The sequence below is a fragment of the Sphingomonas sp. Sph1(2015) genome (genome assembly GCF_001970915.1).
GTDB classification, from domain to species: domain Bacteria; phylum Pseudomonadota; class Alphaproteobacteria; order Sphingomonadales; family Sphingomonadaceae; genus Sphingomonas; species Sphingomonas parapaucimobilis.
Genome location: NZ_MQUI01000024.1, coordinates 1 through 18,843, shown reverse-complemented (window position 1 = coordinate 18,843; position 18,843 = coordinate 1). Strand labels below are relative to the sequence as shown.

General features: G+C 66.3%; 19 protein-coding genes. 12 read left to right on the top strand and 7 right to left on the bottom strand.

The genetic code is table 11. The annotated features are described in order from the left end of the window. Positions 1–40: 40 nt before the first annotated feature. Together BSZ14_RS11135 and BSZ14_RS11130 are read right to left on the bottom strand one after the other, a co-directional pair. Positions 41–1,408 carry a cryptochrome/photolyase family protein gene (locus BSZ14_RS11135; protein ID WP_076710979.1) on the bottom strand — a complete coding sequence of 456 codons (1,368 nt, stop codon included), beginning with the start codon at positions 1,406–1,408 and terminating at the stop codon, positions 41–43. Further along, positions 1,405–2,340, bottom strand: a complete 936-nt coding sequence (locus BSZ14_RS11130; protein WP_076710978.1) for a histone deacetylase family protein — start codon at positions 2,338–2,340, stop codon at positions 1,405–1,407. The genes BSZ14_RS11135 and BSZ14_RS11130 overlap by 4 nt, the downstream gene beginning before the upstream one ends. A gap of 19 nt (positions 2,341–2,359) precedes the next feature. On the opposite strand from BSZ14_RS11130, the gene BSZ14_RS11125 reads away from it, so the two are divergent. The 11 genes from BSZ14_RS11125 to BSZ14_RS11075 all read left to right on the top strand — a co-directional run bounded on the left by BSZ14_RS11125 (position 2,360) and on the right by BSZ14_RS11075 (position 12,974). Further along, positions 2,360–3,334, top strand: coding sequence for an alpha/beta hydrolase (locus BSZ14_RS11125; RefSeq protein WP_076710977.1), 975 nt, complete (start codon positions 2,360–2,362; stop codon positions 3,332–3,334). 2 nt (positions 3,335–3,336) lie between these two features. Next, positions 3,337–3,852 carry an RNA pyrophosphohydrolase gene (locus BSZ14_RS11120; RefSeq protein WP_076710999.1) on the top strand — a complete coding sequence of 172 codons (516 nt, stop codon included), beginning with the start codon at positions 3,337–3,339 and terminating at the stop codon, positions 3,850–3,852. Positions 3,853–3,863: 11 nt separating this feature from the next. Continuing rightward, positions 3,864–4,775, top strand: coding sequence for a DUF481 domain-containing protein (locus BSZ14_RS11115; protein WP_052811345.1), 912 nt, complete (start codon positions 3,864–3,866; stop codon positions 4,773–4,775). Positions 4,776–4,825: 50 nt separating this feature from the next. Further along, positions 4,826–6,028 carry a hydrolase gene (locus BSZ14_RS11110; RefSeq protein WP_076710976.1) on the top strand — a complete coding sequence of 401 codons (1,203 nt, stop codon included), beginning with the start codon at positions 4,826–4,828 and terminating at the stop codon, positions 6,026–6,028. Further along, a complete protein-coding gene (locus tag BSZ14_RS11105; RefSeq protein ID WP_042482534.1) occupies positions 6,025–7,044 on the top strand; it encodes an arginine N-succinyltransferase in 1,020 nt (339 codons plus the stop codon). Before BSZ14_RS11110 ends, BSZ14_RS11105 begins: the two co-directional genes overlap by 4 nt. Before the next feature lie 5 nt (positions 7,045–7,049). Further along, positions 7,050–8,303, top strand: a complete 1,254-nt coding sequence (locus BSZ14_RS11100; protein WP_076710998.1) for an N-succinylarginine dihydrolase — start codon at positions 7,050–7,052, stop codon at positions 8,301–8,303. Between the two features lie 38 nt (positions 8,304–8,341). Further along, positions 8,342–8,560, top strand: coding sequence for a hypothetical protein (locus BSZ14_RS11095; RefSeq protein ID WP_042482538.1), 219 nt, complete (start codon positions 8,342–8,344; stop codon positions 8,558–8,560). Positions 8,561–8,609: 49 nt separating this feature from the next. Then, a complete protein-coding gene (gene cysD, locus BSZ14_RS11090) occupies positions 8,610–9,509 on the top strand; it encodes a sulfate adenylyltransferase subunit CysD (RefSeq protein ID WP_042482541.1) in 900 nt (299 codons plus the stop codon). Between the two features lies 1 nt (position 9,510). After that, on the top strand, positions 9,511–11,424 hold the full coding sequence (gene cysN / locus BSZ14_RS11085; RefSeq protein ID WP_076710975.1) for a sulfate adenylyltransferase subunit CysN: 1,914 nt from the start codon (positions 9,511–9,513) through the stop codon (positions 11,422–11,424). Next, positions 11,421–12,152, top strand: a complete 732-nt coding sequence (locus tag BSZ14_RS11080; protein WP_198930500.1) for a 3'(2'),5'-bisphosphate nucleotidase CysQ — start codon at positions 11,421–11,423, stop codon at positions 12,150–12,152. Before cysN ends, BSZ14_RS11080 begins: the two co-directional genes overlap by 4 nt. A gap of 111 nt (positions 12,153–12,263) precedes the next feature. Next, entirely contained in the window at positions 12,264–12,974 is a 711-nt protein-coding gene (locus tag BSZ14_RS11075; RefSeq protein WP_076710973.1) for a ZIP family metal transporter, read from the top strand. Between the two features lie 54 nt (positions 12,975–13,028). Here the strand turns inward: BSZ14_RS11075 and BSZ14_RS11070 are convergent, their stop codons facing one another. The 5 genes from BSZ14_RS11070 to BSZ14_RS11050 form a co-directional block, all read right to left on the bottom strand. Further along, a complete protein-coding gene (locus BSZ14_RS11070) occupies positions 13,029–13,547 on the bottom strand; it encodes a YciE/YciF ferroxidase family protein (protein ID WP_076710972.1) in 519 nt (172 codons plus the stop codon). Positions 13,548–13,571: 24 nt separating this feature from the next. Next, a complete protein-coding gene (locus tag BSZ14_RS11065) occupies positions 13,572–14,354 on the bottom strand; it encodes an SDR family NAD(P)-dependent oxidoreductase (protein ID WP_076710971.1) in 783 nt (260 codons plus the stop codon). 11 nt (positions 14,355–14,365) lie between these two features. Then, the gene (locus BSZ14_RS11060) at positions 14,366–15,541 is read right to left on the bottom strand and encodes a zinc-dependent alcohol dehydrogenase (protein ID WP_076710970.1); all 1,176 of its coding nucleotides are present in this window, start codon (positions 15,539–15,541) and stop codon (positions 14,366–14,368) included. Next, positions 15,538–16,128: an SRPBCC family protein gene (locus BSZ14_RS11055; RefSeq protein ID WP_076710969.1), complete on the bottom strand. Its 591-nt coding sequence runs from the start codon at positions 16,126–16,128 to the stop codon at positions 15,538–15,540. The genes BSZ14_RS11060 and BSZ14_RS11055 overlap by 4 nt, the downstream gene beginning before the upstream one ends. 107 nt (positions 16,129–16,235) lie before the next feature. Then, complete coding sequence (locus BSZ14_RS11050) at positions 16,236–16,955, bottom strand: Crp/Fnr family transcriptional regulator (protein ID WP_076710968.1); 720 nt, start codon at positions 16,953–16,955, stop codon at positions 16,236–16,238. A 527-nt stretch (positions 16,956–17,482) separates the two neighbouring features. On the opposite strand from BSZ14_RS11050, the gene BSZ14_RS11045 reads away from it, so the two are divergent. Continuing rightward, a complete protein-coding gene (locus BSZ14_RS11045) occupies positions 17,483–18,673 on the top strand; it encodes an aromatic amino acid transaminase (protein WP_076710967.1) in 1,191 nt (396 codons plus the stop codon). Positions 18,674–18,843 lie beyond the last annotated feature (170 nt).

The following is an 18,843-nucleotide window of genomic DNA, read 5'->3' as shown; positions in this document are numbered from 1 at the left end:
CTCCGTTCAGCCTGAGCGAAGTCGAAGGCCACGCTCTCCCCTATCCCCGCATCCGTCTAGCCGCCGCCAAGGCCCGCTCCCGCCCCTCGCGGTGGCCGATGATCTTGGCTGGATAATCCTTCGGCCGACAACCAGCCTCGTCCGGGTCATGGATGGCGGCGTCGCCAACGCCCTTCAACTCCGGCACCCACTCACGAATATAGTCCCCGGCATCGAACTTCTCAGACTGGCTGAGCGGCGCCATGATCCGGCCGAACATGTTCGAGTCGATCCCCGTGCCCGCGACCCATTGCCAGTTGACGGCATTGTTCCCGTAATCGGCATCGACCAGACAATCCCAGAACCAGCGCTCCCCCTCGCGCCAGTCGATCAGCAGATGCTTGATGAGGAAGGAAGCGGTGATCATCCGCACCCGATTGTGCATCCAGCCCGTCGTCCAGAGCTGCCGCATCCCGGCATCCACGATCGGATAGCCGGTACGTCCCGTCTGCCACGCCTTCAGGTCCTTGGCGGCCTCTGCGCCACCGCGCCACGGCATCCTGTCGAAGGCATCGCGCCCGTTGCGATCAGCATAGTCGGGCATTGCCATAACCACACCATCCGTGAAGTCCCGCCACGCCAATTCCTTCCGAAACGTCTCGGTATCGCCCCGCCGGGCGAGCGAGTGCCATACCGCACGTACCGAGACCTCACCGAAATGCAGGTGCGGCGACAGGCGCGAGCTGCCCTCTTCGGACGGCATGTTGCGCGCGGTGTCATAGGCGACCGCCTTTTCGCCGAAATCCGCCATCCGCTCGCGCGCCGTCGCCTCGCCCGGTATCCAGTCCTCGTCGAAACCGGTCGACCAGTCGGGCTTGGTCGGCAGCAGCGTCCAGTCGGCCAGTTTCTCGCTTGTCGGCCAATGGCCTGGCGCATCCAGCGTCTCGGGGCGATCGAGCGGGTGCTCGGGCGGCAGATGGCCCTGCAGCCCCTTCCAGAAGGCCGAGTAGATCCGGAACGGCTTGCCGCTGCCCGTCGTGACCAGTTCCGGCCGTGCCAGATGATTGCCGTCATACAGGGTCAGGCAATCGTCCAGCGTCTCTTCGGCCTTGCGCCACCAGGGTTCGTAATGACGGATGGCATGGACCTCGGTCGCGCCCGTCTCTTCCATCAGGGCGCGCAAGGTCTGGACGGCTTCGCCCCGTCGCAGGATCAGGCGGCTGCCCCGTTCTTTGAGATCCTTCGCGAGCGACGTCAGGCTGTGATGCAGCCACCAGCGCTGCGCCGCGCCCATCCGCCAGTCGCCCGGCGTTTCGTCGTCGAGGATATAGACCGGGATGACCGGCCCCGCGTCCGCCGCCGCGAGGAGAGCCGGTTGGTCGTGAAGGCGAAGATCCTGGCGGAACCAGACGATGTGGGGGGATGTCATCCACGCGCTACGTTTCGATCCCGCTCCGGTTCCCAGGCGCGCATGCGATGGCCCAGCGTCAGGATCGCCGCGACATGGCGCTCCGCAATCGCCATGACATCGTCACCATAGCCGCCGCCCACGGTGCTGGCGACGGGAAGCCCGCGGGCGAGCGCCAGATCGGCGATCAGCGTGTCGCGGGCGATCAGCCCTTCGTGTGTCACCGCCAGGCGCCCCAGTCGATCCTCGACGAACGGATCGACCCCGGCCTGGTAAAGGATGATGTCCGGCCGATGCTCGTCGAGAAACGGCACAAGCGTCGCCTGGAGTTGCGCAAGATATTCGTCATCATCCACGCCGTCGGGCAAGCCGACGTCCAACGTCGAGCGGGCTTTCCGTGCCGGGAAATTCTTTTCCGCATGGATCGAATAGGTGACGATATCCGGCCGCCCGGCGGTCAGCGCGGCGGTGCCATCGCCCTGATGCACGTCGCAATCGACGATCGCCACCCGCCCCACGACGCCCTGCTCGACCAGCCGCACGGCCGCCACCGCCAGATCGTTGAACACGCAGTAGCCCGCCCCCGTATTGGACAGCGCATGATGGCTGCCCCCGGCGGTGTTGGCGGCAAAGCCATGTTGCAGCGCCAGCAGCGCGGCGGTCCACGTTCCCCCCGGCACAGCCCGCGCCCGATGCGCGACCTGCTGCGTGATCGGAAAGCCGATCCGCCTCGTCTTGTCGGGCGGCACGCGCGCCTCCAGCACCTCCGCGACATAATCCGGATCGTGAACCGCCTCCAGCCAGATCGGCGGGATCAGTTCCGGCTCGGTCCATGCCACCGCATCGCCCTTTGCCCGCAGCAGATCGCGGATCGCCCCGTTCTTGCCCCAGCGATAGGTGGAACGCGCCGGTGCCTCGGTGACATAGGCGGGATGATGGACGACATGGATCATCGTCCCTAGGTAGGAAGCCATGACCCGCGATAGGAGGGCCACGGCCCCGCTGCCCGAACTCCGTGCCGATGTGGCGCGATTCCTCGGCTATTATAACCGCCTCCCCGGCCCGCCTCAGCAGGAGCTGGGTCCCGAGGCGGCCCGCCAGATGATGCGCGCCGCGCGCGACCTGACCGATCCGCCGGTCGGGCCGCTGGGGCTAGACGAGGCGTTCACGATCGAGGGTACGGCGGGGCCGATCCCCGTGCGGCGCTTCGATCCGCGCGAACGGCGCGAGCCGGGTCCGGTGGTGCTGTTCTTCCATGGCGGCGGCTTCGTGATCGGCGACATCGACACGCACGCGCCGCTCGCCGCCGAGATGGCACGGGCGCTCGACCTGCCCGTCCTATCGGTCGGCTATCGCCTGGCCCCCGAGCATCCCTGGCCCGCCGCGCCCGACGATTGCGAGGCGGCCGCACGCTGGCTGGCCGAGCAGCCGGGGACGACCGGGCTGATCGTGGCGGGCGACAGTGCGGGCGGCACGCTCGCCACCGTCACCGCCATGAGCCTGCGCGACCGGCCCGCCGCCGCGCCGGTCCTCGCTCAAGGACTGCTCTATCCCGCCCCCGACATGGCCCGCGCGCACCCGTCGCTCCGCGACTTTGCCGAGGGGCATTTCCTGACCCGGGCGATGCTGGACTGGTTCGTCGCCTGCTACGCCGCGGATCTGGGCGATGTGCGCGCCGCCCCGATGCGCGGCGAGCTGGCCGATATGCCACCCGCCGTCGTCATGACCGCCCAGTGCGACCCGATACGCGACCAGGGCCGCGCCTATGCCGCCGCGCTGGCCAAGGCCGGCGTGGCCGTGACCTTTCGCGAGGCACGCGGCACGATCCATGGCTTTGCGACGCTGCGCAAGGCGATCCCCTCCGGCGTGGGCGATCTCACCGCTTTCCTGCTTGCGTTGAGGGCCGTGATCGTCGAGGCGGAGGGCATCCGCCCGATGGGACAATGATGATGACCGACCTTCCCTATCGCCCCTGCGCGGGCGTCATCCTGATGAACCGCGACGGCCGCGTCTTTGTCGGCCAGCGGATCGATTCGACCCTGGAGGCGTGGCAGCTTCCCCAAGGCGGCATCGACCCCGGCGAAGAGGCCGATGCGGCGGGGCTTCGCGAATTGTTCGAGGAAACCGGCATCACCGCCGACAAGGTCGAACTGATCGCGCGCGCACCGCGTGAGCTGACCTATGACCTGCCCGACGACCTGATCGGCAAGGTGTGGAAGGGCAAGTGGCGCGGCCAGCGGCAGAGCTGGTTCCTCTATCGCTTCCTGGGCGAGGACAGCGACGTCCGCATCGACACCGAACATCCCGAATTCCGCGCCTGGCGCTGGGCCGAGCCGGAGACGCTGCCCGCGATGATCGTACCGTTCAAAAAGGCACTGTACGAGGAACTGCTGGTCGTCTTCGCCGACCATTTCGCCGTGACGCATGCGGATAACGCGGTTTCGGTCGACGCGGCGAAGCGCTAAGGCACCGGACCATGAAGATGCGGCTGTTCCTGATCCCGATGGCGCTCGGCCTGCTCGCCAATGCCGATCCCAAGGACCCGGACCCGGCGCTGATCCCGCCCCAGATCCGTTCGATGCTGGAGGCCGCGATCGCCAGCGGCAACGAGAACGACATCACCACCGTCGTCCGCTATGCCCGCAACGCCGTGCCCGAGGCCGCCGACGCGATCGATGCGATGGCCGATGTCTGGCGCGACGAGAAGACCGCCAGCCGCAGTCGTACCCTGCGCGAGGCTACCTTTTTCGACCTGTGGCATGGCCGGGTCGAGCTGGGCGGCTTTGCGACGACGGGCAACAGCCAGAATATCGGCCTGACGGGCATTGTCGACCTGACCCGCGAGGGGCTGCAATGGCGGCACAAGGTCCATCTCCAGGGCGATTATCAGGAGAGCGCGAACATCGTCAGCCGCGAACATTATGTCGCCTCCTACGAGCCCAACTACAAACTCAACGCCAACAACTATGTCTATGGCGCGGCGCAATATGAAAGCGACCGCTTCCTGGGCTATTTCAACCGTTTCTCTGCATCCGGCGGTGCGGGTTACAGCGCGATCCGCAAGCCGCGCATGACGTTGGACGTCGAACTCGGCCCCGCCTTCCGACATACCGAGTTCACCGACGGGCGGATCGAAAGCGCGCTGGCCGCGCGTGGCAATCTGAATTTCGTGTGGAAGCTGACCCCGGCCGTGTCGTTCAACCAGAACGCCTCCGCCTATGTGCAGAAGTTCAACAGCACGGTCAGCACCAATTCGGCGCTGAACGCCAAGCTGTTCGGTCCGCTGTCCGCCGCGCTGTCCTACAATGTCCAGTATGAAAGCGAGCCGCCGCTCGGCCGCCGGACGACCGACACGATCACCCGCGCCTCGGTGGTGTACAGCTTCTAATTTCGGCGGCGGGGTTCACCTTTGCTGCGTCCATGGCCTAGGTTGGGGCCATGGAGAGACTGAACACGATCGAGCGAGACGCGGTGGCGTCCGCCGCCGCCTACCCCATGCTGCCGCTGGTCGAGGCGTGGGCCGCGATCAACAGCGGGACACGCAACATCGCCGGACTGGCGATCATGGCCGAGCGACTGGCCGAGCATTTCGGCACCCTGCCCGGGGAGTTGACCCTGGTCGAGCCGGAGCCGGTCGAACGGATCGGCAGCGACGGCCGGTCCGCGCCGCTGGCGCATGGCCGCCATCTGCTGCTGTCCGTCCGCCCCGACGCCGCCCGCCGGATGCTGTTCACCGGCCATATGGATACCGTCTATCCGGTCGATCATCCGTTCCAGACCGTGACGCGCATCGACGACAACCGGCTCGGCGGGCCGGGCGTGGCCGATATGAAGGGCGGGCTGGCGGTGTTGCTCGCGGCGCTGAAGGCCGTCGAGGCTAGTCCCATGGCCGGACGGTTCGGCTATGATGTCCTTATCAACTCGGACGAGGAAACCGGATCGGCGTCCTCTGCCGCGCTGATCGCCAAATGCGCCGGTGGCAAGGTCGCGGCGCTGACCTATGAGCCCGCTTTGCCCGACGGCACGCTGGCGGGGGCGCGGGGCGGCACGGGCAATTTCACCATCGTCATACGGGGGCGCAGCGCCCATGCGGGCCGCAATCCGGAGGAAGGGCGCAACGCCATCGTCGCCGCCGCCCGGATCACGCTGGAGCTGTCACAGCTTGCCGCCGACGACATCACCGTCAACCCGGCGCGGATCGATGGCGGCGGACCGAACAATGTCGTGCCCGACCTGGCGATGCTGCACGTCAACTTCCGCCCGCGTGCCCTGGCCGCCATCGAGCGCACCGGCTCGGCGATGAAGGCCATTGCGGAGCGGATCGCCGCCGAACATGACGTCAGCGTCGAGGTCCATGGCAGCTTCAATCGCCCCCCCAAACCCATCGACGATGGCGCGGCCGCCTTGTTCGAGACAGTGCGCGCGGCGGGCGCGGACCTGGGCCTGAGCATCGGCTGGCGCGACACCGGCGGGGTGTGCGACGGTAACAATATCGCGGCGGCGGGGGTGCCCGTGGTCGACACCATGGGCGTGCGCGGCGGCGCGATCCACTCGCCGGACGAATATATGCTGATCGACAGCCTGGCCGAACGCGCGGGCTTGTCGGCGCTGACCATCCTGCGCATCATCGGTGCCGCATGAGCAGCTTTTGCATCCGCCCCGCGGTCGATAGCGACCTTCGCCACCTCTATGAAATGGCCAAGCTGACCGGCGGCGGCTTCACCAACCTGCCCCCCGATCGCCGCGCCCTGATTGCCAAGCTGGCGCGCAGCCATGACGCCTTTGCGGGCGATGGCGACGGCAAGGTCAAAGACGAGCTGTTCGTCCTGATGCTGGAGGACCGCGCGACCGGCGAGGTTCGCGGGACCTGTCAGATCTTCACCCATGTCGGGCAGAAGCACCCCTTCTACAGCTATCGCATCGGCACGCTGACACAGCATAGCCGCGAACTCGACCGCACCTTCCGCGCCGAGATGCTGTCTCTGACCACCGATCTGGAAGGTGCGAGCGAGGTCGGCGGCCTGTTCCTCCATCCCGGCGAGCGCGCCGGGGGCCTGGGCCTGCTGCTCGCCCGCAGCCGCTACCTGTTCATGCGCGCCAACCGCCCGCGCTTCGCCGACCGGGTACTGGCCGAACTGCGCGGCGTGATCGACGAGGCGGGGGGATCGCCCTTCTGGGACGGGCTGGCCGGGCGGTTCTTCGGGATGAATTTTCAGGAGGCCGACCAGTTCAATGCGATCCACGGGCACCAGTTCATCGCCGACCTGATGCCCAAGCACCCGATCTACACCGCGATGCTGACCGAGACCGCGCGGGCCGCCATCGGCCTGCCCCATCCCTCGGGACGCGCCGCCATGCGGATGCTGGAGAATGAGGGCTTCGCCTTCGAGCATTATATCGACATCTTCGACGGCGGGCCGACGATGACGGCCCGGACAGACCAGGTGCGCACCATCCGCGATGCGCGCGAAAGCACGGTCGTTGCGATCGATGCGCATCCGGGGCGCGAGGCGCTGGTCGCAACGGGACGGCTCACCGACTTCCGCTGCGCGCTGGCCGAAATCCGCGACGGCGATGGCGGCATCATCCTGTCCGAACAAGCCGCCAACACGCTCGACCTGACGGTCGGCGATACCGTCCTGCATATCGATCGGTGAGCATCATGCTGAAAGAAATCAACTTCGACGGCATCATCGGGCCGAGCCACAATTATGCCGGGCTCAGCCACGGCAACCTCGCCGCCACCCGCAATGCGGGCAAGGCCTCGCACCCCAAGGCCGCCGCGCTTCAGGGGATCGCCAAGATGCGCGCGAACCTCGACCTGGGGCTGGTGCAGGGCATCCTCCTGCCGCATCCCCGACCCGACCATGGCTGGCTGGGGCGGCTGGCGACCGATTATGGCGCCGCCTCACCGGTCCTGAAGGCGCAGAGCCTGTCCGCCTCGGCCATGTGGGCGGCCAATGCCGCGACCGTCTCGCCCGCGCCCGATACGCGCGACGGGCGCTGCCACCTGACCGTCGCCAACCTGCTGACCATGCCGCATCGCAGCCATGAGTGGCCCGCGACGCTCGCGCAGTTGCGGCTGGCCTTTGCCGACCCGGCCTTCGTCGTGCATCCGCCGGTGCCGGCCCCCTTCGGCGACGAGGGCGCGGCCAATCACATGCGGCTGTGCAGCGGCCATGGTCATCCCGGCGTCGAGGTCTTCGTCTATGGTGAGAGCGGCGGCCCCTTCCCCGCCCGCCAGCATCGCCAGGCGTGCGAGGCGGTCGCCCGCGCGCATTGCCTGTCGCCGGACCGGGTGCTCTTCGCGCGCCAGTCGGATGCGGCCATCGCGGCGGGGGCCTTCCACAACGATGTGGTCGCCGTCGCCAACGAACGCGTGCTGTTCGCCCATGAACAGGCCTTTGCCGATCGCGACAGCTTCTATGCCGATCTGCGCACCCTGATGCCCGATGTCGAGATCGTCGAGGTGCCCGCCGCGCGCGTCAGCCTGGAGGATGCCATCGCCTCCTACCTGTTCAACGCGCAGCTGGTGACCCCGCCGGGCGGCGAACCGACGCTGATCCTGCCGCAGGAGGCACGCGACACCGCACCCGTCTGGTCCTGGCTTCAGGATCATGTGGCGGGCAATGGTCCGATCCGGCGGCTGGAGGTGGTGAACGTCCGCGAATCGATGGCCAATGGCGGCGGCCCCGCCTGTCTGCGCCTGCGCGTGGTGGCCGACCCGGCGACGATCGACCCGCGTTTCCTGGTCGATCATGCCCGGCTCGACCGGATCGCCGCCGTGATCGAGGCGCATTGGCCCGACGCCATCGACCCCACCGAAATCGGCGATCCCGCCCTGATCGCCCGTATCGAGACTGCCCGCGCCGCGCTGCTGACCGAGCTGGACTGTCTCACTTTGGCAAGCGGTTGACGCTTGGCGGCGGGGCGATCCGGTGGTCTAACGGCGTCATGTGGTCCCGCCTGGTCGCCCTGTTCACGATCAAGTCGAAGTTCGAGGCTTTTCTGGTCATCTATGGCCTGGGCCTCGGCGCGGTCGAGCGCGGCATGCATTATCTGACCGCTTATCCAGGGCTTCCGGGCAAGATCCTGTTCGCCGCCTGTCCCATCGCGGTGTTCATGGCGGGCGCGCGCATATTGGACTCGCTGGAGCGGGACTATCGCGATTGACAGGATAAGTTGGTCGCACGGTTCGCTGGCGACATTATCTGACAATCCGATGACTGGCCTAACCCACCTGCAGCGCCTCGAAGCCGAGAGCATCCATATCCTCCGCGAAGTGGTCGCCGAGACCGAGCGTCCGGTGATGCTCTATTCGGTCGGCAAGGATTCGGCGGTGATGCTGCACCTTGCCAAGAAGGCGTTCTTCCCGGCACGCCCACCCTTCCCGCTGCTCCACGTCGACACGACCTGGAAGTTCCGCGCCATGTACGAGCTGCGCGATCGCGCGGCCGAGGCGGCGGGCATGGAGCTGATCGTCCACCGCAACCCGGAGGCCGAGGCGCTGGGCATCAACCCCTTCGACCATGGCAGCCGCCACACCGATATGTGGAAGACCGAGGGGCTGAAACAGGCGCTGACCGCTGGCGGATACGACGCGGCGTTCGGCGGCGCGCGGCGTGATGAGGAGAAGAGCCGCGCCAAGGAGCGGGTCTTCTCCTTCCGCTCCGCCGCGCATGGTTGGGACCCCAAGGCGCAGCGGCCCGAGCTGTGGAACCTCTATAACAGCCGCATCCACAAGGGAGAGAGCATCCGCGTCTTCCCCATATCGAATTGGACCGAACTCGATATCTGGCAGTATATCCTGCAGGAGGGCATCGAGATCGTGCCGCTCTATTTCGCCGCGTCGCGCCCGACGGTCGAGCGCGACGGGATGCTGCTGATGGTCGATGACGACCGTTTCCGCCTGCGGCCCGGTGAGGTCCCGGTCGATCGCTCGATCCGGTTCCGTACGCTGGGCTGCTATCCGCTGACCGGCGCGGTCGAGAGCGAGGCGGCTACCCTGCCGCAAGTCATCCAGGAAATGCTGCTGACCACCACGTCGGAGCGGCAGGGACGCGCGATCGACCATGATCAGGCGGCCAGCATGGAGAAGAAGAAGCGCGAGGGGTATTTTTGAGATGACCGCCTATCAACCCGATGCGCTGATCGCCGCCGATATCGACGCCTATCTCGCCACTCATGCCGCCAAGTCGATGCTGCGCTTCATCACCTGCGGCTCGGTGGATGACGGCAAGTCGACGCTGATCGGGCGGCTGCTCTACGATTCGAAGACCATCTTCGAGGACCAGTTGAGCCAGCTCGAGGCGGACAGCCGCCGGGTCGGCACGCAAGGGGCGAATATCGACTTCGCACTGCTGGTCGACGGCCTGGCCGCCGAGCGCGAGCAGGGCATCACCATCGACGTGGCTTACCGCTTTTTCGCGACGGAGAAGCGCAAGTTCATCGTCGCCGACACACCCGGCCACGAACAATATACCCGTAACATGGTGACGGGCGCCTCGACCGCCGATCTGGCCGTGATCCTGATCGACGCGCGCAAGGGCGTGCTGACCCAGACGCGGCGGCACAGCTATCTGGCGCATCTGGTGGGCATCAAGGAGATCGTGCTGGCGGTCAACAAGATGGATCTGGTCGGCCATGACCAGTCGGTCTTCGACGCCATCGTTGCCGATTATGCAGCCTTCGCCAAGACCATTGGGATCGAACGGTTCACACCCATCCCCCTGTCGGGCCTGACCGGTGCGAACGTGACCACCCCCTCACCCGACATGCCCTGGTATGACGGCCCCGCGCTGCTCCCGCATCTGGAGACGGTGGCAATCGATGGCGACCGGGCGGCGGCGGCATCGTTCCGTATGCCGGTGCAGTGGGTCAACCGGCCCGACCTCGACTTTCGCGGCTTTGCCGGGTCGATCGCGAGTGGCCGGGTATCGGTCGGTGACCGGGTGCGGATCGCCCCCTCGGGCAAGATGACCGAGATCGCGCGGATCGTCACCTTTGACGGTGACCGCCAACAGGCGATCGCGGGCGAGGCCGTGACGCTGGTCCTTGCCGACGAGGTCGATTGCTCGCGCGGCGACGTGATCGCCGCCGCCGAGGACCCGCCAGAAATCGCCGACCAGTTCGTCGCCAAGATCGTCTGGATGGCGGACGCTCCGCTGGTGCCCGGGCGCAGCTACTCGCTCAAGCTCGGAACACAGCTGGTCGGCGCAACGGTGCAGCCGCCGCGTCACGTGGTCGACGTGAACAGCCAAGAGCAACGCCCCGCCGATACGCTCGCGCTCAACGATATCGGCCTGGCGGAGGTCTATGCCGATCGCCCGATCGTGTTCGAGCCCTATGCGAAAGGCAGTGCGCTCGGCGGTTTCATCCTGATCGACCGCGCGACCAATGCAACGGTCGCGGCGGGCATGATCGACCATGCGCTGCGCCGCGCCCAGAATATTCATTGGCAGTCTGCGGTGGTGACGCGCGAGGCGCATGCCCGACAGAAGGGACAGGCCCCAAAGGTCCTCTGGTTCACCGGCCTGTCGGGCTCTGGCAAGTCCACCATCGCCAACATGGTCGAACAGAAGCTGCACGCCATGGGTCGCCACAGCTTCCTGCTGGACGGCGACAATATCCGCCATGGCCTGAACCGCGACCTGGACTTCTCCGAAGCCGGGCGGGTGGAGAATATCCGCCGGGTGGGCGAAGTCGCCAAGCTGATGGCGGACGCTGGCCTGATCGTGCTGACCGCCTTCATCTCGCCCTTCAAGGCCGAGCGGGACATGGTCCGCGCGCTGCTGCCCAAGGGCGAATTCGTCGAGATCTTCGTCGATACGCCTTTGGGCGTCGCCGAGGAGCGGGACGTGAAGGGCCTTTACGCCAAGGCGCGTGCGGGCGAGATCGCCGAGTTCACCGGCATCTCCAGCCCCTATGAAGCGCCCGAGCGACCCGAAATCCGGATCGACACGACGAAGGAGACGGCGGAACAGGCCGCATCGCGGATCGTCGAACATGTGCTGGGCATCTGGAGTTACGACCTGTGACCGACGCCGAACTGGCCCGCTCGGTCGCTGTCGAGGCGGGCGAACTGCTCAGGTCCATCCGCGCGTCGAGCGGACTGGAAGGTGCTGCCCTCGGCGCACTGGGCGACAGGGATGCCAATACGCTGATCCTCGACCGGCTGCACGCGGCGCGGCCCGACGACTTCATCCTGTCCGAGGAGTCGGTCGACGACCGCGCCCGCTGCGCCGCGAGCCGCGTCTGGATCGTCGATCCGCTGGACGGCACGCGCGAATATGCCAGCGGGTCGGGCGAATGGGCGGTGCATATCGGCCTTGCCATCGACGGCCGCCCGGCCATCGGCGCGGTGTCGGTGCCCGACCGCGATCAGGTGTTCGCAACCGACGACCTGCCCCCCAGACACCTCCCCTGCCCGGCGGGCCTGCGCGTCGTCGTCAGCCGCAGCCGTGCGCCCGATATCGCGGCTTGCGTCGGCGAGCGGCTGGGCGCGATCATGATCCCGATGGGTTCGGCGGGCGCCAAGGCGATGGCCGTGGTCGAGGGCCGTGCCGATGTCTATCTGCATGACGGCGGGCAATATGAGTGGGACAATTGCGCCCCCGCCGCCGTCGCGCTGGCGGCCGGGTTTCATGCCTCGCGCATCGACGGCAGCCCGCTGGTCTATAATTGCCGGAATCCGCTGCTGCCCGATCTACTGATCTGCCGGCAGGAAGTGGCGACCATCGTGCTGGAGGCGATCGCGCGGGGTTGAGGCGGATCGATCCAGGTTGCACAAATGTGACCTTGTAACGTCTCATGGCTTGGTTCATGGGTCGATGATGCCGCACCCTTTTTCCGTCGCTCTTGTCGTGCGGATGCTTCCATGACCCTTGTTCCCCTCGCCTTCGGCTTTGCCGCCATGCTCGCCACGCTGGCGGGCGGGCTGCTCGCGTTGCGGCTGCGTCATCGCATCGGGCTGGTATTGGGCGTCACCGCCGGGATCGTGGTCGGTGTGGCGCTGTTCGATCTGGTGCCCGAGGCGCTGGAGCTGGCGGGGGACCGCTGGACGATCCGCGCGATGATGGCGTTCAGCGCCATGGGGCTGGGCGGTTATATGCTGCTCGACCGGGTGCTTGCCCGGATCCCGCACGCGGCGGCCGCTTCATGGCGGGGCGATCTGGGTCCGGCCATGCTTTGCGTACACAGCCTGATGGATGGGCTGGGCATCGGCATCGCGTTCCAGATCGATACCGCGGCGGGATGGATGATCGCCTTGGCCGTCCTGACCCATGACGTGGCGGACGGAGTCAACACCGTCAGCCTCAGCCTCGCCGCGCGGTCCGAAGCGGCGGCGCGGCGCTGGCTGGTGCTGAACGGAGTCGCTCCGATGCTGGGCGTCGTGATCGGGCTGGGATTGTCGATCCCGACGGGGATGCTGGCACCGCTGATGGCGCTGTTCGCCGGGATTTTCCTCTATATCGGCGCATGCGAGCTGGTGCCGCGCAGCCAGTCGCTCGATCCGCGACTTCGGACCAGTTTCGCGACCTTGGCGGGCATCGCGCTGATGCTGGGCGTGACACACTTCGCCCACTGACGCCGGTTTGGGGCATCGTCGCCTGGAAGGGTGCCGACGACGATGCCCGCGACCTCAAGCGGGTTGGACAGCACCCGCCGCCGCATTCGCCCCGCCCTCGGCCATGCCGGTGAGCTTTTCGTCGGTGGCCTTTTCCTCGGCCAGCGTCTCGTCCAGGATCGCCGCGCAGTCGCTGCGCCCCAGCTGCCGTGCCCAGGCGACGAGGGTGCCATAGCGCGCGATCTCATAATGCTCGACCGCCTGCGCCGCCGCGATCAGCGCGGCGTCCAATACCCGTTTGTCGGCGACTTCGCCCGCGACCTCATTGGCCTCCTTGATGATGCCGTCGATCGCCGGACAGGTCACCGCCTTGGGCTTTTCGCCATGCATCTCGAACACCTGTTCCAGCCGCCGGATCTGCCCTTCAGTCTCGCGCAGGTGCTGCTCGAACCCGGCCTTGAGCTGCGGGTCGGTCGCCTTCTCGATCATCTTGGGCAGTGCCTTGGTGATCTGATGCTCGGCGTAATAAATGTCCTGAAGCTGATGGACGAACAGGTCGTTCAGCGTCGCGATATCCTTGGTAAACAAGCCCATGATCCGTCTCCTGATAGGGTAGTTTCAACGGTCGGCCGAGCCGGGTTCGGCGATCTGGCGGTGTGCTTCGGCCAGCACCGACTGGGGCACCACGCCCGCACCTGCGACCTGCAGCTTGTTCTTCAGGCCGGTGGTAATGTGCCCCTCGCCCGCCTTCATCGCGTCCCAGCCTTTCCGGGCAACCTCGGCGGGATCGTCCTTCTTGCTCTGGCCGACATGGGTGTCGAGCATGTCGGCGCGGGCGAAGAATTCGGTTTCGGTGGCACCCGGCATCAGGGTGGTCAGGGTGACGCCCTTTTCATCCTTCAGCTCGTTGCGGACCGCCTCGGTGAAATTGTCGATGAACGCCTTGGTCGCGTTGTAGATGGCGTTGAACGGGCCGGGGATGAAGCCGACGATCGATCCCGTCACCAGCACCTTTCCCTCGCCGCGCCGGACCATCGCCGACAGCACGCGCTGGAGCAGATAGACGGTGCCGGTGACGTTGGTGTCGACCGATCGCCGCCAGTCCTCGACCGACTGGTCGAGGAACGCCCCGCCCTTGCTGTTGCCCGCATTGGCGCACAGCACATCGATCGCCCGGCCATCGGCGGCGGCGAGCAACCGATCCACGCCCTCCAGCGTCGACAGGTCCGCCTCGACCGCCTGAACCTGCGCGCCCTCGACCGATAGCTTGCTGGCGGCCGTGTGGATGGCCGGTTCGTCGGCGACGGTCAGCAAGTCATAGCCTTCGCGCGCCGCACAGGCCGCCAGATGATAGCCTATGCCGGTCGAGGCCCCCGTCACGATTGCGAATTTCTCTGCCATGGCGTGGCTCCTTATTGACCGGGCTTCAGCACGATCTTGGTCACTTCGTTTTGCTGGTCGTGGAACATGCGATAGCCCTCGGGCGCCCGTTCCAGCGGCATCCGGTGCGAGATCAGGAAGGTCGTATCGATCTTCCCCTCCATGATCGCGTCGAGCAGGCCGGGCAGATAATGCTGGACATGGGTCTGTCCGGTCTTGAGCGTCAGCCCCTTCTGCATCACCGCGCCCAGCGGGAACTTGTCGACGAAGCCGCCATAGACGGCGGGCATCGACACCCGGCCGCCCTTGCGACAGGCGATGATCGCCTGGCGGATGGCATGGATGCGATCGGTGCCGAGGAAAGTCGACGCCTTGATCTGGTCGATCGCATTGTCGACGAACAGGCCGTGCGCCTCCAGCCCGACCGAGTCGATCACCGCATCGGGACCGATGCCGCCGGTCATCTGCATCAGCGCGTCATAGGTCGCGGTCTGCTCGTAATTGATCGTCTCCGCGCCGAACTTGCGCGCCAGTTCCAGCCGGTGGGGGAAGTGATCGATCGCGATCACCCGCTCGGCCCCCATCAGGAAAGCCGACTGGACCGCGAAGAGGCCCACCGGACCACAGCCCCAGACCGCGACGGTATCGCCCGGCTCGATCTCGGCATTCTCCGCCGCCATCCAGCCGGTGGGCAGGATGTCGGAGAGGAACAGCACCTTCTCGTCCTCCACACCGTCGGGGATGACGATCGGGCCGGTGTCGCTGAACGGTACGCGGACATATTCCGCCTGACCGCCCGCATAGCCGCCTGTCATATGGCTATAGCCGAACAGCGCGGACATCGGATGCCCGTACAGTTCGCGCGCGATATCCTGATTGTCGGCCGGGTTGCCGTTCTCGCAGCCCGAATATTGATGCTTGCCGCAATGATAGCAGGAGCCACAGGCGATGGTGAACGGCACCACGACCTTCTGCCCCTTCTTCAGGGTCGAGCCCGATCCCGTCTCGACCACCTCGCCCATGAATTCATGGCCCAGAATGTCGCCCGACTGCATCGTCGGGATATAGCCGTCATAGAGGTGGAGATCGGAGCCGCAGATGGCGGTCGCCGTCACCTTGATGATCGCGTCGCGCGGATTGACGATTTCCGGGTCGTCGACAGTGTCGATGCGGACGTCATGCTTGCCATGCCAGGTCAGCGCCTTCATGCAGCCTGCTCCTCACGCTGTTTGGGGTTCATCGCGTTGGTGGCGACCTCGCCGGTTTCCATCAGCTGCTTGAAGCGCGCGAGGTCGCGGCGGACCTGGATATTGGGTTCGCGCTGGAACAGCTTGGCGACCAGCTTGCCGATGACGCCAGCGGGCGGATCGTAGAGGATGGTTGCGGTAACGACGGTCCCACGCGCCCCCGCGTCGCGGAAGGTGACGCGGCCCGAATTGGCGACGTCCGCGCCTTCCGCCGAAGTCCAGGCGATCAGCTCGCCCTCGTGCTCTTCGGTGACGATCGCGTCCCATTCCACCTTGGTGCCGCCGGGCGCCTTGACCACCCAATGCGACCGGGTGCCGTCCAGCACATCGACGCGCTCGACATTCTCCATCACGCTCGCGAGGTTGGAAAAGTCGCGCCACCAGGCGTAGAGTTCGGCGGATGGGCGGTTGATCGTCACTGCCCATCCGGCAAAGCTGTCTCCGCGATCCTCGACGGCCTCGGCAGTGGCAGTGCTGACGGCGGCGTCCTGGTCCCTGGAGGTCGACAGGGGCGCATCGTCATAGGGTCTGTCGGCGATGTCCGGCATAAGCCACTCTCCTCATTCCTTGCCCGGACAGCGTTGGATGAGGCGCGATGTTCCCTATTTTATCAGTCTTTTACAGTATCTTGATACACATCAACCGATCCGTGAAATCAACCGGCGGTTACCCGGATCCGGGCACGACCCACCTTGCGCGACAGCGCCTTGGGATCGGGAATGGTCATCGACCGCGACGACCAGATCAGGTCGCCCGCCCGCCGCGCCGCCTGCAACATCCGGTTCACATGCACCGCCGTCAGGCCGAGTGCATCGGCCAGCGTTTCCTGCGTGATCGGCAGGTCGAAGCTGTGGCCATGGGTCATTGCGCTGGTTTCCAGACGCTCATGCAGTTCGAGCATGAGGTCGCCGATCCGCTCCATCGCATTCATCCGCCCCAGTCGCGCGATCTGCGCCAGCAGATAGGCCTCGTCCATCGCATGGGCGACCGCATAGGCTTCGTCGAGCGCGGGCAGCGTGCCAGGCTCGGGCGGGGTGCAGGTGGTGACCTCGGTCAGGGTGATGATACTCGTCGGGGCCACCGGGCGCCGGTGATGATAGAGCCCGACGATATCGCCCGGCAGCAGGAAATTAAGGAATTGTCGCCGCCCGTCGAGCAGGATGCGCACCCGTGCCGCCCATCCCGACAGGATCAGATGCGGGCAGGCGATGTCGCGCCCCTCGACCAACAGGTCTCGCCGGGGGCGAAACGGCTGGGGCCGGGCGATCGCCTCGCCCAGCGCCGTGACCGAGGCACGGTCCAGGGACGCCAGGCGCGACAGACGATGAAGCGCCGGCACGATCGGCCTGGCACTGTGCGAAAGCGGAATATTCATGGTTTGCCCTTCACCGTCATCAGGGGAAAAGACCCATCGGCCGGGCGGTCCCGGGGAAGAACAACACGCAGCGAGGCTCTGATCAAATTCATCGCAACTCTCCTCATCCTGCCACCGGCCGGAATTGGCCGTGCGGCAAGGGCGATGACGTGACGGACGCCACCGGGTGATGCATCAAGAAGTTGGACAGCCCAACCGGCGACGAACCACCGGATCGATCCGCCATCACGGTCATGGCGAACCAAAGTGGGGCTGTCGTAACGCCTCCCGGTGCAAGGTGTACGAACAAGCGTCCGCAGCGCTCCATAATGCACATCAATATCCGGCGTTTTTCGTGTGTTAGGTCGAAAAACGGGGCGAAACATCGAAAACAGGCGATACAATAGCGCGGTCGTTCACCTCCATTCAGCCTCTTTTTGAGACACCATGACGTCGCGCGTGGGGGCGGCGCTTGCACACGTCATCCGTCATTCCCTTTTGAGCCCGAAACCCTATGGTGCGCGCCTTTCCGTCCAAGAGGCTTTGCCATGCGTTTCGCCACCCTCACCCGCCAGCCCGACGATCCCTTGCTGCGCATCATCGGCCAGCACGCCGCCGACCCGCGTCCCGACAAGATCGACCTGGGCGTCGGCGTCTTTCGCGACGAGGAAGGTCGCACGCCCGTCATGACGGCGGTGAAGGCGGCCGAAGCCCGGCTGCTGAGCGAACAGTCGAGCAAATCCTATCTGGGGCCGGAGGGTGATACCGGCTTTGTCCGCGCGCTGGCGACGCTGGTGCTGGGCGACTCGGTCGCGGCCGAGCGGGTCGTCGGGCTTCAGACGCCGGGCGGCACCGGGGCGCTGCGCCTCTCCGCCGAACTGCTGGCACGCGCGGGTGTCGCGCGTATCTGGATCGGCAGCCCCAGCTGGGCCAACCATGCGCCGCTGTTCCGCCAGGCCGGGGTCGAACCGGCGATGATCCCCTGTTACGACCTGACCAGCCAGAGCTTCGATCTGGACGGCTTCCTCAGTGGCCTGGGCGGAGCGGAGGCAGGCGATGCCGTCCTGTTGCACGGATGCTGCCACAACCCGATCGGGATCGATCCCGATGCGGCGGGCTGGAACGCCATCGCGTCGCTGGTCGCCGAACATGGGCTGCTGCCGGTCGTCGATCTCGCCTATCAGGGGCTGGGCGATGGCTTCGATGTGGATGCCGAGGGAGCGCGTACCATCCTGGCGGCGGTGCCGGAGGCGCTGCTCGCCTATTCCTGCGACAAGAATTTCGGCCTGTATCGCGAGCGCACCGGAGCGCTGTTCGCCATCACGCCGGACCGGGACAGCGGGGCGACCGTCTTCTCCAACCTGCTTTCCCTGGCGCGGGCTAACTGGTCGATGCCGCCGGATCACGGCGCGGCGATCGTCCGCATCATCCTGGAAGACGAAGCCCTGACCGCCGAATGGCGCAACGAACTGGAGGCGATGCGCCAGCGGCTTGCCAGCCTGCGCGCGGCGCTAGCAGCCGGGGGGCGCATCGGGACGATCGAACTGGCGGCGGTGGCGCATGGCAAGGGCATGTTCGCAACCCTGCCCCTGTCGCCGACGCAGGTGGAATGGCTGCGCGATCGTCATGCGATCTATATGGCCGGGTCGGGGCGGATCAACATCGCTGGGTTCAACACGGCCGCAATTGCGACCTTCCACGAGGCATTGCGGGATCTGATGGCGAACGGAGTGGCGTGATCTGGGCACTCCCGCCGTTGGTTTGGGGCGGCGGGATTCCCTTGGCCTTCGACTTCGCTCAGGCTGATCGGAGTTAAGTACTGCTCTGTATCCCAGAGTTGAAAGCGATCAGCATTGCACGGTTTTAGCCCCTCCCCTTCAGGGGAGGGGTTGGGGTGGGGCATCGCCAT